Source organism: Bacillus mesophilus, assembly GCF_011008845.1.
GTDB lineage: Bacteria > Bacillota > Bacilli > Bacillales > SA4 > Bacillus_BS > Bacillus_BS mesophilus.
On sequence record NZ_JAAIWM010000001.1, the window covers coordinates 858,470 to 877,494 of the forward strand.

Below are 19,025 nucleotides of genomic sequence, written 5' to 3' on the forward strand. Positions count from 1 at the left end.
TTATTTGACCAAGGAAAAAGTGTTTTTCCCTCGAGGGAGGATGAAATTGCAAAGAACATCGCAATTTCATCTTGGCTGGGTGCTGAAGCCGGATTCAAATGCACTAGCCCAAGTTATCAACAAGTGATAAATTTTGTAATTTCCTGATAATTTAAAAAAGCGATTCTCCATTATGAGAACCGCACTCATTATAACTTAGTTGTTTTTTTCCATAATGGCAAAATAATTCTCTTCATCATCTGCAAAGTTAAATACTCTACCTGTTGGCATCGTGACAATATCTCCAACTTTGATTTCTTTATTTGTTAAGTCTCTATGTAGATTTTTGAATTGATCTGTAAAGAATAATAAAGAAGGGGTACCTAGATGTAATTCTGGGGACATTTTAGCAATGAATTCCTTATTATGTAGAACGATGCTTGTCTCGGCATCCGCATTTGGTGCTAGCTCGATCCATCTCATCCCTTGACCGTTATCTTCCTCAGAAACCACAATAAATCCTAGTTTTTCTGTCCAAAATTGAACGGCTACATCCTGGTTGTTCACATACAACATAACTTGTCCAAGCTTATTAATCATCGACTACTCTCCCCCTCTACTTCTACATTTTTACACACACCTTAATAGTTCGATGCTTGTAAAAAAAGTCCTTCTTCATATTGAGGTAGCTTATTTACCATGTCTTTTCATACTCAACTCAAATAAGGATAATCCTCGAATTTCTGCAACGCTTCTGATGATCAGGAGCTCTCTCCTTAATGTACGCTGAAGTGCAAATCCATTGCCTTCTTTTACCTTCTTTTTAATGTAATAATAAAAATCACTCAATAGTTCATCAGAAATAAAGTTATATAGCTTTGCATTTTTCAAACTATGACTCCTAACTAATAGCAAATTTAGACGAAAAAAGCCAAACGAAGGTCCATCCAATTGTTCCTTTGTTTGGCTATGTCCTAGCTCTAATCTCTAGACATGGTACCAATAAATTGGTTATTTAAAAGTATAGATTTATTGTAATCAACGTCATTTATTTTCCAAAGGTAAATGGCTATCATTCCATTAACCTATTTAATAGTAACGTTATTATTCAGAAAAATCAAACTCCGTGATTTGCACTGGGCTATAAGAATGAAGCTGTTTAGAGCTGTAAATGTAACAACTATTACTTTTCCATACAAAAACTCAGTCGTAATTTCAACTGAGTTTTTTGCAAATTCCCACCTTAATCTCCAATTCATTTAGCGAAGCTTTGGATACCAATTTGTCCATCTCTTATTAAATAAATCTTCCAAAAATGTATGATAGTATAGGTCAACCCCAAACCCAAAATACTTGGATAGGTGTTTTCTTTTAAAAGGAACGCTGAATCTAATAATAAAAAATAAAGTCGAACTTAAAGACAGGATTATTGTAATAAACGGTCTTTTCGTAAATAAATGACTATATAAAAACATTAGTAGGTATACTGTACCCGACCAAAAAATGTTCCATCCATGAGCATAAAGAATTAGTCTTTTCTTGTGTGCAACATATTCAACAAGAGATGCAATAACTGCCCACCTTATAAGATGAAACAATTGCCTCCATAATGTACGTGGCATATTTGATAAGAATATAAGGACCATTAGTGGCGTTGCTATTAATATATGTACTAACCGGATACCTAACCAGTTAATACCATTCGGGATAAACTCCCAAACAAGATGTCTTCTACACAATAGGTAATAAATTATATTAAATGAACCTACATAAATCATATTTTTATAATACTTAGGAAGATCTCGCCAAGATTTACTCAAGATGCTTAAAAGTATAATACTAAGCACTAAAACAATATGTTGATTTCTATTGTTACTCTTTCTCATTTCAGCCCCCAAAATTGTAGTCCACAATATTAGGTTTCCATATTTTTTACAATTTACCCCTACACATTGAATTTTTCCAAATGACCTTTAATAATGAGTTTAAAGTACTAAACTAAAGGTACTTGAAGAATCAAGTACCTTGGGTAAGACTATTTCTTTAGCTTGGAGATTTTTTTTGTGACTTCCGTGATTTCCTTTTCGACTTCGTAGAGATTTTTCTGCATTCTTTCTCTGCGTCCTGTAAGTACACTAAGCTGCTGCTTAAGATCCTCTTTCGTTTCACTCATAGCCGCTTTCCCCCATTGATTGTTTATATTAGCCCCCGTTCTTCTTGGAGCCAATACTTTGATAGTCTCCCTCATGAGGGGGTGATTTATATAAGTTAAAGCGGTCTCTTTTTCAAAAATTTCTTCATGTTTTTGTGTGAATAATATCCGGACTTGTGACTACTCCAAAGTTTCCACAGGCACGACATCTACAATATGGAGAGCATCTCCCTCAAATATACAATACATGTCTGTAACCCCACTTTGTTGCTTGGTGTTTCGTATTAATAGCCCCTCGTATCCCTGATTCATAAGTTTTTTACGAAATTTTGAATTGGCTTCTTCTTTATTTAAAAGGATGGCTTGATCCTTCCAGGTAAGTTTCCCTGGTCTTGATCCAAAATAATCACAATACTGATCACGTTCTCTCATAAATAAATCATATGCATCTTCAGAATGTGATTCGTACTCCTTTAGATTTAGGTCATCAAAATATACTTTGTAAATAAACCCACTAACCGGCCTGTCAAATTGAATTACTTTAGGTTCTCCATCCTCCCAAAACTCTGTTTCTGACTTTTGAATCACTGTTTCAGTTCCTATTGCATTGGGTTTGGCAGCATCCATTTCAGAAGTAAACCACAATCCGATCGTATCGATGTCATTTTCTAAATGTTGAACCACACTTTCATTAGTAAAGTGTTTAAATTCTCTTATGGATCCATGATAAATGATTATGATCATGCCCTCCTTTATAAGAAACTGGCTCGTATTGAAAAGATACTTCCTGCAAAAATGTCTCTATTCCCTTCATATTTGATTCCTTTGCATTTTCTTTAGTGTCCAGTTTTTATCCTTATTTAATACCCACAAAACGATAAAACACCTAGGATTAATAGAATCCAAGGTGTCCTTGTTTGCTACTATTTTTGCTGGGACGATGTACCTGTCCCTCTGTTCCACTAGGACAATGCATCTGTCCCGTTTACGAAGTATTCTATTGTTTCGAGCTCTTCTTCATTGAGTTCTCTACCTAGTTGGTGTTTGTAATTGGTTTTTATTTTTTCAGCATCACCTTTATATTGGTCGGTAAGGTGAGCTATTGATTTTAGCATTTGTGTTTCTTGTAGGTATTCATTCTTATCGATTACTCCACTATGTGACAGAATGTATGTTTCTGCATCAAAGGTTTCTAAGTCTTGTATTAGTTTTAGTGTGCGCTTTGTTGTATAGTTTCTCTTGGCTGAGAAAATATCTGGATAAATGCTGTCACCTAGAAATAGTATTTTTTCTTCCTTTATGTAAACAACAACAGAGTCATGTGAGTGGTCTCCTCCTACATGCTTCAGGACACATGTCACACCGCCAAGGTCTATTTCAAGCTGTCGATCAAAGGTTACTTTAGGTAACACAATATGTATATTTCTATCTTGACCAAACTCTTCCTTTATACAAGTAGCGCAAAATTCAATCTCTAAACCTTCTTTCACACGTTCGTCTAGAGCCTCATCTGTCCATTTATAATGGGTTAGTTTGCTCATTTCTATTTTCGTCTCTGAGGAAGAGATTGACAGTGAATCCTTTAGTTTTGACATGCCAAAAATATGATCCCAATGCCAGTGAGTTAATACAACGATGTTTGGCTTTGTAATAGATTGCTCTGCTAATTTTTCTAAAAATAAAGTGGCATGCGCTTCTGAATTTCCTACATCTATCATCAAGCTCATTTCTCTACCTACAACCATACCTAAGATTGGCCTGTCCGTCTCTGATACAGGTGTCATATACCAGAAGGAGTGACCGATTTTATTTAATTCCTGCATATGTGTTCCCTCCATATACTAAAAACTTTATAACAAACTCTTTGTTGAAAAAGTAATTGCCTTGGTTGTCGCTCTACTATCAATTATAATCGTTCAATTCGTAAAGGTTCACTATAAAATAATCCAAAATAGAATAACTTCATCTGCAATTACGTAACCTAAGGCTGTTATAGGAGGTGACACTACAATGGGTAACCAGGATCGTAATAATCGAAATGTTGCAGAGAACATTAAAGATACGGCTGGGGCTGCTTTTCATTCTATTCATAAGGGATTAGAAGCTACGGAAAATGCCGCAATGAATGCTGTAGACAAAACAGCAGAAGCTATCGACAACGTAACAGAAAATGATAACAAACGTAACGGTAGATAAACGCCATTCATTTGGCGTTTATTTTATAAGTAGTAGAAGACTTGAACGGAATTTTTCTAATCTAATCAAATCAACCTATATTTTTGTTTGGAGGGGCTAACACATGATAGGTGTTGGTATATATGCACTCATCTTAGCGATTGGTTATAGCGGAACGATCATCTTATTTATCGTCGAATTTAAGAATGAACGAATGATGAAGCTTCGCAAACCAATGATGACGCTCTTTTTTATGGTGGCAATGGCAGCGACCTTTCTGATTCATGACCATATGTAGAATAGGGACATGGGGACAGGTACATTGTCCCACAAAATCTTCTTTTTACCCCCTACTGTACTTCCCAGTTCCAAATGATACTTCATCCACTTCTAACTCAGCGATCCATTCTTCATTCTGTAGGTTTAGTATTTCTTTTGTTGGACCAGTGATGACTTCTCCGTAGTGGCTAAATCCAATCGTCGTATTGAGATACTCCTTACGCTCCGCCAGTTCAAGTTCTCCAAATACAAAATTATTCACGTTACGCTCATGCTGCTCTAGAAAAGCTAGTGTTTTCATAAACTGCTACTGTAATATGCCCCTTAAAGGTGACTATCTCTTAAGGTCAATAAAAAAGAAAAAAGCAAAGCGATTGAATGGCTTTGCTTTTTACGTCTTCGTATTGATCTATTCTTAAAAATAATTAAGTTACAGGAAGCTCTTTCGTTGTGACAAGTCTGAACATCTGATCTAATTTTGCCATCATGATCAATTCTTGGATAAAAGGGTCTTCTATGATGAGCTCCACTATTTTAGCGGAATCTTTAATCGAATTTTTTAAAGTAACAAGTAGTCCTAACCCTCTGCAATCTAAATCTGTTACGCTTCTAAGATCTATTACATATCTCATCGCTTTTTGGTTTAAGCAATATTGTAATTCATTAAGAATAAAAGAAGTGGTACCAGTTCGCAGCTTTCCAAACAGGGTAAAGATTTGCTTTCCTTCTAACATTTCTGTACGGCAACTGTGTGTCATAGTATGTCTCTCCTACGCTATTGGTTTCTTATTATAGTTACTATATTATTTCGATAGAATAGGAACCTTTATGAGGGTTTGATGGATGATAAGAAAAGTGGCACATATCCAGCCTCTTGAATTACGAATAATTTTCGCTACAGCAATAGCAATCTAATAGTATCCAAATTATCTAATTAAGCTTTTCATCTATTTCAGCTCATATAACTAATTAGCTTTCTTAATAACCAATGTCACTCTTTCACATCTGTTCATTAATTAAAAAGGAGATCCACAAGTAAGTGATATCCCCTCTTTTAACTATTTCCTCTATCCAAAGTGACCTGTACCTTATTGTGTCAATTAGTAACATAAGAGGATTTAGGAACCCATCATGACTTCGTTAATCCTGTCGGAGTATAATAAGGTGGTACTTTGATCCAACCTCTTTTTCGTAATAGGCTTTTAGTTGTCGCCCCAAAAGTTAACATCTCTGTATACAGCTCAATCCATATCAAACCAACATCTGTTCTGATTGATTGAGAATTCCCTAAAGCACATTCTATACCAGCAGTTGCAATTTTTAGAGATACCCCATTTGCAATCTCATCATCTGTAAACTTAACCCCTAGTGGAACTTCTTGGGGCTCTGATTTCGGTTTTTTCTTTGGGCCAGGAGGTAGGGGAATTCCCTCTTTTTGCATAAAATTTGATAACCTTTGGGATTGGCTTTCGCATAGCTTTTTCGCATCTACAAGTAATTCTTTCACTTCATCATCTGTGGTTGTATTTAAACCTACCTCTTCATATCGGATGGCCTCATCAAGAACTGTTAAATATGTCCAAAAACTCATTACTTCACCGACATGTAGTGGTGATTTAGGTTCAATATCAACCATTGACTTTAAAGTTTTCCATACAGCCTCAAATGGATTAGACATTTTACACCTCCATCTATTTAGCATCTCTTATTATGATTTGTAACAGAAGAAACAAATTCCAAAATTATTATATTTATCTAGAAATTAAAGTGGACCACAGGGACAGGTACAGTGTCCCTAGCCAACACTTCTATAACGTACTGGCTTACTGATCGTGTCACCTAATAGGCTCTTTAGATCATTGCCGGTTGGATTCTGGAATACTTTCAGTTCGAACTCACTGGCAACTGCTAGTAAGTGGTCGAAAATATCAGATTGAATGGATTCATGCGCTTCCCACCTAATATCTTTTGTAAAGGCATAGATTTCAATGGGTAATCCATGTTCACTAGGAGGCAGTTGTCTGACTAGTAATGTCATGTCTTGGTTAATGCCTGGATGAGATTTTAGGTAATTTTGAATATAGACTCTAAACATGCCGATATTCGTAAGCGATCTTCCATTTACCTTGTTTTCCTCATACATTTCAAACCTCGTATTGTACTCAGAGATTTCTCTTTCTTTATGTGTGACATAATCCGTTAGATAATGAATTTGTTTGCACTTTTCTAGCATGGTCCCAGAACAAAAAGAGATACTACTGGTATCAAGCAAGATCGATCGCTTGATTCGGCGTCCTCCTGAACTTTCCATTCCTCTCCAGTTGATAAAGGAATCTGATATGAGAGCATAGCTTGGTACACTCGTGATGGTCTTATCAAAGTTTTGAACCATTACCGTATTCAAGGAGATATCAATGATATTTCCATCGGCTCCGTACTTCGGCATCTCAATCCAATCTCCAACGCGAACCATATCATTGGCTGCTAGCTGGATGCCTGCCACAAGTCCTAATAGCGAATCTTTAAACACTAACATCAGTACAGCTGAGAGAGCACCTATTCCACTTAATAAAATGAGCGGACTCTCACCCATTAGGTTCGAAATGACAAGGAGCCCTCCTAGTGTTAACACAATAATATTAACTACTTGAATGTACCCTTTGATTGGCTTCGTTTTTGAGATTTCATAGGTTTGGTAAATATCATTCACTGTTGTTAATAAGGCCTGAAACACCATTAATCCAACAACGATTATATAGGTGACAGCTGCCTTCTCGATGATCATTTGATAATCTGGCAATGTGGTAGCAAAATAATAAATGATTATCGCCGGTACAATATGAGATAGCTTATCAAACACCCTTCTCTTCAACACCATCGATGCACGTGGAAATTTGCTGTTGGTTACAAAATGAGTAATGAGTCGAATTACTACCTTTTTCGATATGAAATTAGCCATGATACAGATTAATCCTATAAATAAAATCATCATTGTCATAGAAAGATATTTTGCTAAAACTGGAGCAAACTCCATCTCTATTAACCAGTTTTGAACATATTTCATTTATTTTCCTCCTTCTGTAGCAACACCTGGATGAGTAACATTTAAACAGAAAAGAAACCAATTTCGACAGTCCACTTGTCCAATTAGCTTTTCTTCAGATATATGGTGATTGTTGTCCAGATATAACTCATGGGTGGAAAAAGGTTTGTAATTTGTTGCTATCTTGTTTAGTGGATAGAAAGTGAAGATCATAGATCACTAGACTATGGTTTAGTACACTCTTAGCTAGCATCGTCAGTCAACTGGGACAAGGTACCTGTCCCCATGTCCCTGAAAAATTTAACACTTCTAAATATTCTTAAAGTGTTTCTACTATTCCGGTGATAAACTAATAGAGAACAAAAAAATTAACCATAATGGGAGAGTTACAATGATAGGACCATTTAATCCACTATCAGCTGAATTTCAAGAAGATCGTTATGAGGTATTGAAGAAGTATCGCGAACAAGAACCTGTTCACGGAAGTCCGGAAAAAGTACTATCAGGACGTGAACTTACTCGTTGGACATTGACTAGATATGATGATGCCGTGTTTGTTCTAAAGGACTCTAGGTTTGTCAAAGAGTTGAAGAATGTTTTTCCGGATGCACCTCCCCCGCCTATACCTTCTGGCATGGAGGCTCTAGTCTCATCTCAGCGCAATCAAATGCTATTTCGAGACCCACCTGACCATACCCGCTTGCGTAGGCTCGTTACCCAAGCATTTACCCCTCGTATTGTTGAACAACTGAATCCTAGAATAAAAGAGATTGCGGTTGATCTATTATCGGATATTAAAGTAGGATCTGAGTTTGATGTGGTTTCGGCTTTCGCATTTCCGTTACCGGTTATCGTTATAGCTGAAATGCTCGGTGTTCCTCATGAAGACCGTGACAAAATTAAGAGTTGGTCACAGTCCTTTATTAAGACGATCGATTATAAACCATCGATGGAAGCATATTTTCAAGGAAATCAAGCAACCATTGAATTCCGAGATTATTTTCGGGATATTATTCGGGAAAGGGCGAAACAACCGAAAACGGATCTAATCAGTGGCCTTATCCAAGCTCGTGACGAGGGCGGGAAACTGAGTGAGGATGAATTACTAGATATGTGCATTCTGCTACTCGTTGCGGGGCATGAGACGACTGTGAATTTGATTGCTAATACCATTTATTTGCTGAACAAATATCCGAATCAGCAGGAGCTATTACGTAATCAACCAGAGCTTATGCCAAATGCGATTGAAGAAGTGTTACGCTTTGAACCCCCAGTTCAGGTTATGGGACGTCAAGTGGCAGAAGAATTAACGTTACGTGGAAAAACACTTCACCGCGGTGACTTTGTGAACATATGGATTTCATCTGCTAACAGAGATGAAAATCAATTTGAAAATCCTGATGTATTTAATATTACACGGAAGGATAATCGACATCTGGCATTCGGTCAAGGTCATCATTTTTGTTTAGGAGCACCTCTTGCCCGTAAAGAAGGCGAAATTTCTATTGCGACATTCCTAGAATGTTTCCCACATATGGAATTGGGGACTGACCATCTAGAATGGACGCTTTCCCCATTGATGCGTTCTTTGAAGAGCTTACCAGTTAGAGTTTAAGGGTCCATCATATGAGTAGTGTGAATTCATATTCAGGCAAATGAATCTCTAGATGTAAGGCTAGACGATTTCTTTAAAATGATAATTGCCGCTACAAGAGTTATTTTGTTAGTAGATTACTAGACTATAGAAAAAACGGTAAGAGTTTAGTCTTCTAAACTCTTACCGTTTTTGGTTTGCGTATTTTGAAAAATTGGGACAAGGTACCTGTCCCTATGTCCCAATTTCTCTATTCTTGATGTTGTGTAGGGTAGCGAGGATACATAGAAATCCTGCTATAATCATGACTAGGCATGCGACTATTGGGTATAGGACGGGATATCCGAATAGGTCGATGGCTTTGAAGTCGGTGAATAGGATTTGCACTCTTACTGTAGAGATGTATGAGAATGTTAAGAGTGTTTGTAGGCTTTCTGCCATTCCTAAGAGTTCTGGTGCTATATAGATAGAAGCACTGATAAAGAAAGTGATTAGTGCGTTATGACATAGGGATGAGATCCACACAATTAATAGAGCGAATGAGCATCCTGCTAGAAGGTGAATACCCAACTGAATGAAGTGATATTCTAGCATGGTGAACGCGTACGGTGACTCTGCATATGCTGGGTTTAGATAGAGTGTGTAGAATTGAATCGGCATTCCCCATCCTTCGTTTCCGTGAAGAATGAAATTAAGGACCAGGTTAAACGCTTCCCAACTCAACACGACTAAACATGTATAAATGAGTGCTGCAACTATTTTTGCTTTAGCTAATGGCTTTCGTCCTTTTTTTGAGCTAAATAAATAGTGGTCCATTTTCGAACTATATTCCTTAGAATAGATGGGTGAGAGTCCAAGGATTAACATGACTCCTAACACTAGGAACGCGCCAAATTCCACAAAGGCTACGGTTTGTGTTGGTCCTGTTTGATGTGAAAACTGATTCATAGAGATTTCTTCTCTCATGGCCATTTCCATTTCAGCCGCAGCTGTGATTTCTTTACGTAATTCCTGTATTCTTTGTTCATTGCCCTCCATTACTACCTCTGATAGGACAAGCTTTTGATACATCCAGAGCTGCATCGTCTCTTGGTCTGTTAAAGCATCCTTCTCATCGTCAACTTGTTGCTTCTCCTTCTCGATTAGGCTAGCATACTCTATCTTAGCCTCTTGAATATCTTCATCTGTAATGGATCCTTCCCAGTCTTGATACATGTCTTTTTCCACTGCTGAGGAGTAAGGGTAGGCAAGCGATAAATAAGACATTCCCAACATGAAGATGAATGTAATCCAAATACTTTTTTGCTTAAAAATTTTATATAACTCAAATTTAAGTAATTCCATTACAGTTGCTCCTCATCAAAATAATACAAATATAAGTCCTCTAGATTTGGCACTTCCTTCTTTGCTTCTTCATTGGGTTTTGTATCACTTAACATACGCAACTGAACTCTATTTTCAACACGATTGATATTCCCAACTTTAAAATGTTCTTGGTAGTGAGGGATTTCTTCTTCGTTGACGATTACAGACCAAACCTTGTCTTCAATACCTTTTAGCAGTGTTTGTGGGGCTTCCTGCGAAATTACTTTCCCTTGCTTTAACACTAATATTTCTTTTGCAATGAACTCTATATCAGAAACAATATGAGTGGAGAGTAATACAATCCTGTCCTTTGATATAGTAGATAACAAATTTCGAAAACGAATTCTTTCCTTTGGATCCAGTCCCGCTGTTGGCTCATCAACAATAAGAATTTTTGGATCATTAAGCAAGGCTTGCGCGATGCCAACTCGTCGCTTCATCCCTCCAGAAAATTTCCCCACCTTCTTTTTCCGCTCTTCGAAAAGTCCTACCAAGGTTAAAACTTCCTCTACCTTTTCGTTTGTCTTCTCTTTGCTTAACCCTTTTAATGCAGCAATATATTGTAAAAGCTTCTCTGCCGTAAAATTTTCATAAAGCCCAACATGCTGTGGCAGATAGCCAATTAACTCCCGGTACTGATGATCCATTTTCACGATATCTTTTCCGTCTAAATAGACTGCTCCTGAACTTGGCTTCATCACGCTAGCAAGAATACGCATTAACGTTGTTTTACCTGATCCGTTTGAGCCGAGAATACCGTATACGCCTGTGGTCAGCTCTAACGTCACTTCATCTAGTGCAAGTTTATTTCCAAACCTTTTAGATACAGCATCAATGGTTAAATTCATACGACATCCCCCTTTTAAACATATTTCTCATTTGAATCACAATTGTACCTGTAGCAAGGACCGTTACCACGATATAAAAAAGGGTTGGGACTCTGTCTACGATAAATACGTGGCTAAACAGACTTCCCATTGTCATCCAGATTACAATTCCAATCGTAACGGTATACATCTGCCTGAAACGAGTCACCAGGGCCAAGGCAATTGAGGTAATCACGGTAAACGGAGTAACCCAATATAGCATTAATTCCCAAGCCAGAATGTCATAATGATTCCATTGAGAAATAATTAAAGTCAACATGTTGTTAATCAATAGATTAAAGGCACCGATGGCAACCATCCTTGACAAGATCACTTCCTGCAAATTGAATTTGAAAGACATTTCCAACTCAGCCATGCCAGCGTTTCGACTTTTAATCACTTCTATCAATCCGGTTAAAGTTGGAATTGGAGCAAGCAGAAAGATGACCGTGGCAGGGTTTACCTTTGTTAAAATCACTGCAGAAATAGCAATCATCATGAACAATACGTTAGCGATCCAAAAGAACGGACTCATATAATACACTTCTGTTAAGGCATGTTTCGTAATGGAAGTAGAACGAGCCGCAAATACTTCCCATCTATTCACTTTTGCAGGCATATAGGGTCTTAATGATTCAATGGTCATCATCATTTCCGATTCACTTGGATACTCCACATCATAGTCATCAAGCTTGAATTCCAAGTTATCCATGAGCTCTTTAAGATCATTATCCAAATCTTCATCTCGTTCCCATTCACGTCCATCATTTCTTCGCTTGTCCATTTTCCTCACCCCCCCTTAAAAGATTCGCTAATTTACCAAGTCCTTGTTTCAATCTTGATTTCACTGTCGGTATACTACTGTTCGTTACTTCTGCAATTTCCTTTATCTTCATATCCTGATAATATTTAAGAATAAGTGCTTCCTTCTGATAGTCCGGTAGGCTTTGGATGGCCCCTCTGACCTGCTCTCTTGTTTCCTTGCGCTCAAAAATATACGAAACACTTCTCTCCTTACTTTCTAAGGATTGAGGTAACTCGGATTGCTTTAAGCTGCTTTGATAGGGAGCACTTCTCCAATAATCTCGACAATGATTCACCGCGATGGTATAAAGCCAACTTTTGAATGTACCTTTTTGGGAATAGGATGGAATGCGTTGGATGACCTTAATAAATATCTCTTGTGTAAGGTCATATGCTGTGTCTTTGTTCCCTACTTTTCGATACACAAATGCATAAATAGGCTTATAATATTTTCTAGTTAAAACCTCCATCGCTGCTTCGCTTCCACTTTTGATTTCTTCAGTTAATTGTTGATCATCAACCACTTCCATCACCTCACTCCCATTGGAAATTAACTATATAAATTTTACCAACTCTTTAATTGCCATCATACAGATAGCTTTCTATTAACACTAGGGTAATATAACAATGTTCATTTCACCCTAATAAGACGAAATAGATTAAAAAAGGATTTAAATTTTTGTAAATAGAAAAAAGTACCAGGTATCTAGTAGGACTTTGTCCATAAACGATACCTGGTACACATAGCTGAATTATATTAATTTTTATCTCTCATAGTATGTTATTTCGATTTCATATTTTCTACATCTTTTTTAGAAAATGGCCCCTCACCATTTATATAAAGTAAGAGTTCCCCCTCCTCAAAGAATAAATCCATATTCATCGTATATATAGTACTACCGCTAACCACTACTAAGTCATTCAAATCACAATCTGGTATTCCACAATCAGGCTGCCTATTATCCTGAAAGGTCTTGATTGTACTAGACATGATTGAAAAGATTTTTTTAATAGATAAGTTTGTTGCCTCCTCAGTAGCAATAATTTTAACATTAACAGGATATAGTTCATGATTTTTTTCGAGCTCCAATGTCACAGTTTGTATATAAGGGTGAATTTCGGCTGACTCTAAAACGGGCATCGTTCCATTGCTAAAAATATCTAGTTCCGGTTCACAAGCAACTAAAGCTAATATAATGAATAAAAAACTACCCTTCAAAAGTCTTTTCATGTATTTCTCCTTGTTTGTCACTTTCTATTAATAGGCTGGTTTCTTACCTTAGCACTGTTCTATTCCACTGTAACTTCTTCATCACCAATCTTTGCAACATAATCCATTAAAGCATGAAGGAGGATCACTGGAAACAATGAGTCTAATGAGATGTATAACAGCGCAAAGAACATACCCATTAGCCCTGTTTTGATGACATTTGATAAGCCTTGATAGGTATGAGCAAGTCCAAATAATAATGAGGAAAGAAGTAGGATCATCCAAACCGACATGTCTGGAAACAGCTGAATCAAGGCGAAAATTAAAAATCCTCGATAAATGATTTCTTCTGTAATCCCCGCTGTCCAGGACACATAGGTCCATACCTGTTTATCCTGTTTACTGACAGGCATAATATCTGAAAACTGGCTCTTCACTAATTCCTGCTGCTTCATTTTAATAATTTGAGCTTTCATCTTCGGACTTACTTTTGCAGCAATCAAATAATACGAAAGACCGAGAATATAGGCACCCACTAACCCCAACGTTATATATGTCACCCATGGTCCCAAGGTTTCAGTATGTAACTGAACACCTTTTACACCAATATCTTCAAACGTCAACGGTCCAACTAGCACCAAGCTTAGAATCAAAATAGTTGGTGCCCAAAGCCCGATCATGACCTTTTTATAATATCGGACACGTTCTTCTGGATTAAGACGAACTCTGTGCTTAAAATGTTGATAATCAAAGTACCCATAAATAGGTTCATAGGTTAATAGAAATACAATGATAAGATAATACCAAATTTCCATACATTTTCCCCCTGTAGATTGTAAGAGTATGAAAGACCCTTTTCAAAACAAAATTGTTAATAATAACCAATAGGATTATACCATGCACATTCAGATTATAGCCTTTTTATTTATAAAGTTCCTCACAATAAAAACTCCTCACACCAAAGGGATGAGGAGCACTGATTTATTGTTCTAATAACTCTTTATGTTTAAAAACCTGAATGGTTAGGACAAGAATGCCGACGATGATGGCTAGTGTAGTTACTACTGCGAGCAAGAAACTAGATTGGAGCTCTCCTGCTTGTAAGAGAGTTCCTGCATGCTCTGTCATCGTAGCTGGACTCCACTTCGTATATTTCGTAATAAGTGATGTGACTGTTGAAAGGATGACAACCACCAAAATAGTTACAAAAGCGACACTACCAGTTCCTTTCATTAATGTGCTGAAAAAGATCGTCAATGTCACTACAAACACTAACCACAAGCTATAAACCGCTATACTTTGAAATACAGGTGTGAAGGCGACATGTTCAATGAGTAAATTAGTATAATACCAGGATGCTGCGTAGCCGATTAACAGAGAAAATAATGTTATCGTTAGAAAGCCTGCCCATTTTGATAAAATATACGAGGAATACGGAACAGGCTTCATCATTACCATTCCGGCTACTCCACTCTGTCTTTCACCAGACACAATTCCCATCCCACTTAAAACAAGAATGAGTACACCAATCATCCCATAGTTTGATAGAACTTCCATTAACACTTGAGGTCCGGTTGGAGTTGGTATTTCAATCTTTGCTCCTTCTGGTAGGCCACCAAAGGTTTCTAAAATTTGCGGCAGATAATAAGCACTCACTGGCTGCATGATGCCTAGCAAAATAAAGACAAGTGGAATCCACAATAATTTATAATTACGTATCATTTCAGTCATTTCTTTTCGGTACAGAACAGCTAAGTGTGTCATGCTTTCACCACCTTCATAAATAAGTCCTCTAATGATGTTTGGGCAATCTCAAACTTTCGGATGGGAAGCCCATGCTCGGCAATTTCTTTTAATAGAGTTTGTTTACCCATGTCCATATCGGTTAGTACGATGCTAGCCTCATATCCTTGAATCGTTACTTCAGATACAAAATGGTAGCTTTTAATGGTTTGTAGCCAATTGTCAGCACTAGATTCGAATTCAACTTTTATAATTGGCTGTTGATGTTGACGAATGACTTGGTTCATATCACCTGAGACGGCAATTTTTCCATCATGCATAATCAACAGATCATCACTAATTTCCTGTGCATCGTGAAGAACATGCGTGGAGAAGAGAATCGTCGTCTCTTGTTTCATTTCCCTCATCATGTCTAACACTTCTCGTCTTCCTAGTGGATCGAGTGCAGATACAGGCTCATCTAAAATGAGTAGCTTTGGACGGTGGATTAGTGCTTGAGCCAATCCAAGGCGTTGCTTCATTCCACCTGAATAACCGCCAATTCTTCTTTTCTTCGCTTCACCTAACCCTACACGTTCCAACAATTCTTCGCTTCTCTTTTCAGCTTCTTTGCGGCCTAACTTTGCGAGCACGCCCACGAGGACTAGAAATTCCTTGCCGCTCATCCAATTATAGAAGGCCGGATATTGTGGTAAATATCCAATAAACGGGCGTAAGTCAGCATTCTGTTTCCCTTGAAAAAGAATAGTTCCTGATGTCGGCTTCAACAATCCAGACAGCATTTTTAACGTGGAGGTTTTGCCTGCTCCATTGGGTCCAAGTAATGAAACACATTTACCTTCCTCAATCGTAAAACTAATTCCTTTTACAGCATTCGTGTTTCCAAAACGTTTGGCTAAATCCGTAGCTTGTAATAGCGCCATTAATCGTTTCTCCTTCCAACCACGAAGTAAAGCACCGGACCAATTAAACTAAACAAGATAATAACAGGAATCCATACCCATTTCGGACCGTTCGTTTTTTCCTCTCTAATACAAGAAATTAATGCTGTAATCATAAGTAGTAACTGAATCACAAGAATCGGTGCAATCGCTCCCCAAGGTATTTCGTTTATCATTTCGTTCATTTTTTTCTCCCCCAAATTGTTTATTTACACGTAATACGATTACGTTCATGAAATCGTTCACTTGAAAAGAAAAAAAGGCGCAAGCGCCCCGGTTAGCCTCAGGCATAGCAAATGTTCCTACATCAATAAAAGGGTGCTCTTTCCCTTTTCTTGATGTAGGGTTATTTGACCTAAGAAAAAGCTCTTTCCTTTTTCCTCCGAGGGGTTGGGCGCTGAAGCCAGATTCTAATGCACTACCCTAAGTTATCAAATAATAAAAAAATCTCAGGAAAATTCATCCTGAGATTTACGTCTAAATATTTTTCTTGCAAAAATAAGATAGATGATTAGGTACGTCGGAAATTGAATGAGGCCCAAAAACCCCCATAGCCAGGCATTATGTCCTCTCTTTCGTGCATCCCAAAACATCCATGAGCCCTGACACAACAAAATCAGTGCAACTACAATCCATAAAGATAACGGTATGCTACTTAATTCATTGGTGTTCATTCACTACTGACCTTCTTTCTTTTCTTATTAAAGGCTAAAGGCAGTAAGATAATGCCGATCAGTTGGAAGTAGAGAAATAGAACTGGCTGACGATACACAACTGCAATCACAATTACTAACAGCAGCAAAGCTACCGAAATAAAAACGAGTAGGTCTTTCCATTGCTTCTTGCGAATCCGTGTTTTCTCCAACTCAACCTGCTCTTGAAACCACTGTATGTTAGGAGTAATAACCGGATTATATTGATCTATTTTATCTAAACCATCTTTTAATACCTTAACTGTTTGTTCATCTTCTTGATCTAAGATGGATTCTCTATGATTAGGATGATTCTTATTCACGCTCAGTCAACTCCCTTCGTAGGTTCTTTAGACCATTTGACACTCGAGATTTTACCGTTCCTTCTGCAATTCCCATCATTTTACCAATTTCCTCGTATGAGTACCCATAATAATGCTTTAACACGATTGGCATTCTAATATCTACTTGTAATGAAGCAAGTGCATCTACGACATCAGACCATTCTTCATTCATCACACCAGCTTGCCATTTCATTTTTCGAAGGGCTTGCTCTTGGTCATGATAATTTTTCTCTCGCTTCTTTCGCCGCTGCTGATCGATGTACAAGTTCGTTGCAATCGTCATAAGCCATGAGGAAAACATAGACTTTCCATTATACAATTGGATTTTTTCAATACACTTCATCATCGTCTCTTGTGCTAGATCTTCTGCCAGCTGTGGATGAAGGGTGACTTTCATTAAATATTTTACAAGGAAAGAATAATTTTGCTGTAACAGCGTCGAAAGCGCTAACGAATCTCCCTTTTGAGCCTTTCGAATTAGATCCTTTTCTTCCATGGCTTCTACTCCATTATTCAGGTTTATATGTAATACGTGTAACTAGTAAGAAACGTTCATTTTGTAATAAAAAAGAGTTTTAGGCAATTTTATTTTACCAGACTGTCTTTTAAAATGTTTCTCCATTTTTCTTTAAAATGAATAGTAGAAAGACCCAATCCATTATGGATAGCCGGGTTGGATCTCTAAGCGTTCTGTTTTAAGTTAATTTTTAAAATCCCCATATGTCATTTATAAGTAAGGAAAAACGATGAGTGAATAGAGATACATATTTTCGAAGTATATAAATACCACTTATAGACATATTAAGAAAAAAACGATGAGGTGTCTTTGTTGGTTACCAAACATAATCCTAGACTTACATCTGCAGAGGTTGCTGTACTCTGGACACAATATCAAAATGACACAGCAGCTATTTGCATTAATAAACACATGATGGAGTACATAGAAGATCAGGATATCAAAGATGTATTTGACTTTTCAATGTCTCTTATTTCTAAACAGCTACAAAAGATAAAAGAATTCTTTATGGATGAAGGTTATCCAGTACCTATCGGTTTTACCGATCAAGATATAGAATCCAATAAGCCTCGTCTTTTTTCTGATGTTTTTTGTTTACACTATATAAACATTATGAGTATTCACGGCTGTGAAGGTTATAGTAGTGCTATTACGAACTCTTCCCGAAGCGATGTTCTTGAGTATTATACGCAATGCCTGAATTCTGCAGTTGAGTTATGTAAACAAACTAAAAAATTACTACAAGAAAAAGGACTATATTTTCGACCACCTGTCATTACACCACCTGAGAAAACAGACTTTGTAGATGATAAAAGATTTCTAGCAGCAGGATGGTTTAGTGAAAAGAGACCATTATCATGTATTGAAATTTCTACTCTTTATTTCAATCTAAAAAAAAGCATACTTGCTAAATCTATTACAGTAGCTTTCAGCCAAGTTAGCCCTACTAAAAATGTTAAAGATGTTCTAATAAAAGCAACGGAAGTTAAAGATAAACATATTAGCATGTTTAATGAGATATTAAATACAGGAAGTTTACCTCCCCCCCCAACGTTTGAAGAAGGAATTTCTAATTCTACAAATAGTCCATTTTCAGATAAACTGATGATCTTCCATGTGGCTTTTCTATTCTCAACGGCGATGACGTATTATGGGACTGGTTGGGCATCATCTCCCAGAAAAGATTTAGCTCCGAAGTTCGCCTTGGCAATTGCTGATGATTTAAGAATAGGTGGTATTTTAGTGGACTTAATGATTAAAAATGCTTGGCTTGAAGAACCTCCTTTATCAAGTGATCGAAGTAAATTAATTAAACAATAAT

The 19,025-nt window shown here is 37.1% G+C and carries 25 protein-coding genes; 4 read left to right on the top strand and 21 right to left on the bottom strand.

Features of this window, described 5'->3' with window-relative positions:
• Positions 1-195: 195 nt before the first annotated feature.
• The 6 genes from G4D63_RS04385 to G4D63_RS04405 form a co-directional block, all read right to left on the bottom strand.
• Positions 196-579 (bottom strand): VOC family protein, encoded by a 384-nt coding sequence (locus tag G4D63_RS04385; protein ID WP_163178040.1) that lies wholly within the window; start codon positions 577-579, stop codon positions 196-198.
• A gap of 90 nt (positions 580-669) precedes the next feature.
• Positions 670-870, bottom strand: coding sequence for a hypothetical protein (locus tag G4D63_RS04390; protein WP_163178042.1), 201 nt, complete (start codon positions 868-870; stop codon positions 670-672).
• A 368-nt stretch (positions 871-1,238) separates the two neighbouring features.
• The gene (locus G4D63_RS22395) at positions 1,239-1,865 is read right to left on the bottom strand and encodes a CBO0543 family protein (RefSeq protein ID WP_420837792.1); all 627 of its coding nucleotides are present in this window, start codon (positions 1,863-1,865) and stop codon (positions 1,239-1,241) included.
• A 149-nt stretch (positions 1,866-2,014) separates the two neighbouring features.
• Complete coding sequence (locus tag G4D63_RS04395; RefSeq protein WP_163178044.1) at positions 2,015-2,152, bottom strand: hypothetical protein; 138 nt, start codon at positions 2,150-2,152, stop codon at positions 2,015-2,017.
• Positions 2,153-2,311: 159 nt separating this feature from the next.
• Positions 2,312-2,875, bottom strand: a complete 564-nt coding sequence (locus G4D63_RS04400; RefSeq protein ID WP_205603759.1) for a hypothetical protein — start codon at positions 2,873-2,875, stop codon at positions 2,312-2,314.
• A gap of 218 nt (positions 2,876-3,093) precedes the next feature.
• Positions 3,094-3,954, bottom strand: a complete 861-nt coding sequence (locus tag G4D63_RS04405) for an MBL fold metallo-hydrolase (RefSeq protein ID WP_163178046.1) — start codon at positions 3,952-3,954, stop codon at positions 3,094-3,096.
• A gap of 187 nt (positions 3,955-4,141) precedes the next feature.
• On the opposite strand from G4D63_RS04405, the gene G4D63_RS04410 reads away from it, so the two are divergent.
• Together G4D63_RS04410 and G4D63_RS04415 are read left to right on the top strand one after the other, a co-directional pair.
• Positions 4,142-4,327, top strand: coding sequence for a hypothetical protein (locus G4D63_RS04410; RefSeq protein WP_163178048.1), 186 nt, complete (start codon positions 4,142-4,144; stop codon positions 4,325-4,327).
• Positions 4,328-4,430: 103 nt separating this feature from the next.
• Positions 4,431-4,604: a hypothetical protein gene (locus G4D63_RS04415; protein ID WP_163178050.1), complete on the top strand. Its 174-nt coding sequence runs from the start codon at positions 4,431-4,433 to the stop codon at positions 4,602-4,604.
• Between the two features lie 45 nt (positions 4,605-4,649).
• On the opposite strand, the gene G4D63_RS04420 is transcribed toward G4D63_RS04415, so the two are convergent.
• From G4D63_RS04420 to G4D63_RS04435, 4 genes are all read right to left on the bottom strand, one after another.
• Positions 4,650-4,886, bottom strand: a complete 237-nt coding sequence (locus tag G4D63_RS04420) for an anti sigma factor C-terminal domain-containing protein (RefSeq protein ID WP_163178052.1) — start codon at positions 4,884-4,886, stop codon at positions 4,650-4,652.
• Positions 4,887-5,010: 124 nt separating this feature from the next.
• Positions 5,011-5,343 (bottom strand): STAS domain-containing protein, encoded by a 333-nt coding sequence (locus tag G4D63_RS04425; protein WP_163178054.1) that lies wholly within the window; start codon positions 5,341-5,343, stop codon positions 5,011-5,013.
• A 371-nt stretch (positions 5,344-5,714) separates the two neighbouring features.
• Positions 5,715-6,263, bottom strand: a complete 549-nt coding sequence (locus G4D63_RS04430; protein ID WP_163178056.1) for a DUF3231 family protein — start codon at positions 6,261-6,263, stop codon at positions 5,715-5,717.
• A 117-nt stretch (positions 6,264-6,380) separates the two neighbouring features.
• Positions 6,381-7,649, bottom strand: a complete 1,269-nt coding sequence (locus G4D63_RS04435; RefSeq protein WP_163178058.1) for a mechanosensitive ion channel family protein — start codon at positions 7,647-7,649, stop codon at positions 6,381-6,383.
• A 370-nt stretch (positions 7,650-8,019) separates the two neighbouring features.
• Here G4D63_RS04435 and G4D63_RS04440 point away from each other — a divergent pair, with 370 nt between their 5' ends.
• Positions 8,020-9,243, top strand: coding sequence for a cytochrome P450 (locus G4D63_RS04440; protein WP_163178060.1), 1,224 nt, complete (start codon positions 8,020-8,022; stop codon positions 9,241-9,243).
• A 213-nt stretch (positions 9,244-9,456) separates the two neighbouring features.
• Here the strand turns inward: G4D63_RS04440 and G4D63_RS04445 are convergent, their stop codons facing one another.
• The 11 genes from G4D63_RS04445 to sigY all read right to left on the bottom strand — a co-directional run bounded on the left by G4D63_RS04445 (position 9,457) and on the right by sigY (position 17,683).
• Positions 9,457-10,566, bottom strand: coding sequence for a hypothetical protein (locus tag G4D63_RS04445; RefSeq protein WP_163178062.1), 1,110 nt, complete (start codon positions 10,564-10,566; stop codon positions 9,457-9,459).
• Positions 10,566-11,435, bottom strand: coding sequence for an ABC transporter ATP-binding protein (locus G4D63_RS04450; protein WP_163178064.1), 870 nt, complete (start codon positions 11,433-11,435; stop codon positions 10,566-10,568). Before G4D63_RS04450 ends, G4D63_RS04445 begins: the two co-directional genes overlap by 1 nt.
• Positions 11,419-12,237: a hypothetical protein gene (locus tag G4D63_RS04455; RefSeq protein WP_163178066.1), complete on the bottom strand. Its 819-nt coding sequence runs from the start codon at positions 12,235-12,237 to the stop codon at positions 11,419-11,421. Before G4D63_RS04455 ends, G4D63_RS04450 begins: the two co-directional genes overlap by 17 nt.
• Positions 12,218-12,787 (bottom strand): RNA polymerase sigma factor, encoded by a 570-nt coding sequence (locus tag G4D63_RS04460; protein WP_205603760.1) that lies wholly within the window; start codon positions 12,785-12,787, stop codon positions 12,218-12,220. Before G4D63_RS04460 ends, G4D63_RS04455 begins: the two co-directional genes overlap by 20 nt.
• A 251-nt stretch (positions 12,788-13,038) precedes the next feature.
• Entirely contained in the window at positions 13,039-13,488 is a 450-nt protein-coding gene (locus G4D63_RS04465; protein ID WP_163178068.1) for a hypothetical protein, read from the bottom strand.
• A 59-nt stretch (positions 13,489-13,547) separates the two neighbouring features.
• Positions 13,548-14,282 (bottom strand): CPBP family intramembrane glutamic endopeptidase, encoded by a 735-nt coding sequence (locus tag G4D63_RS04470; protein ID WP_163178070.1) that lies wholly within the window; start codon positions 14,280-14,282, stop codon positions 13,548-13,550.
• A gap of 166 nt (positions 14,283-14,448) precedes the next feature.
• Complete coding sequence (locus tag G4D63_RS04475) at positions 14,449-15,231, bottom strand: ABC transporter permease (RefSeq protein WP_163178072.1); 783 nt, start codon at positions 15,229-15,231, stop codon at positions 14,449-14,451.
• Positions 15,228-16,133, bottom strand: coding sequence for an ABC transporter ATP-binding protein (locus G4D63_RS04480; protein WP_163178074.1), 906 nt, complete (start codon positions 16,131-16,133; stop codon positions 15,228-15,230). The genes G4D63_RS04475 and G4D63_RS04480 overlap by 4 nt, the downstream gene beginning before the upstream one ends.
• Positions 16,133-16,336, bottom strand: a complete 204-nt coding sequence (locus G4D63_RS04485) for a PLD nuclease N-terminal domain-containing protein (RefSeq protein ID WP_204559012.1) — start codon at positions 16,334-16,336, stop codon at positions 16,133-16,135. The genes G4D63_RS04480 and G4D63_RS04485 overlap by 1 nt, the downstream gene beginning before the upstream one ends.
• A gap of 485 nt (positions 16,337-16,821) precedes the next feature.
• Positions 16,822-17,166 (bottom strand): DUF5345 family protein, encoded by a 345-nt coding sequence (locus tag G4D63_RS04495; protein ID WP_163178078.1) that lies wholly within the window; start codon positions 17,164-17,166, stop codon positions 16,822-16,824.
• Positions 17,159-17,683 (bottom strand): RNA polymerase sigma factor SigY, encoded by a 525-nt coding sequence (gene sigY, locus G4D63_RS04500; RefSeq protein ID WP_163178080.1) that lies wholly within the window; start codon positions 17,681-17,683, stop codon positions 17,159-17,161. The genes G4D63_RS04495 and sigY overlap by 8 nt, the downstream gene beginning before the upstream one ends.
• A gap of 333 nt (positions 17,684-18,016) precedes the next feature.
• Between sigY and G4D63_RS04505 the strand changes: the two genes are divergently transcribed.
• A complete protein-coding gene (locus G4D63_RS04505) occupies positions 18,017-19,024 on the top strand; it encodes a DUF3231 family protein (RefSeq protein ID WP_163178082.1) in 1,008 nt (335 codons plus the stop codon).
• Position 19,025: the final 1 nt, after the last annotated feature.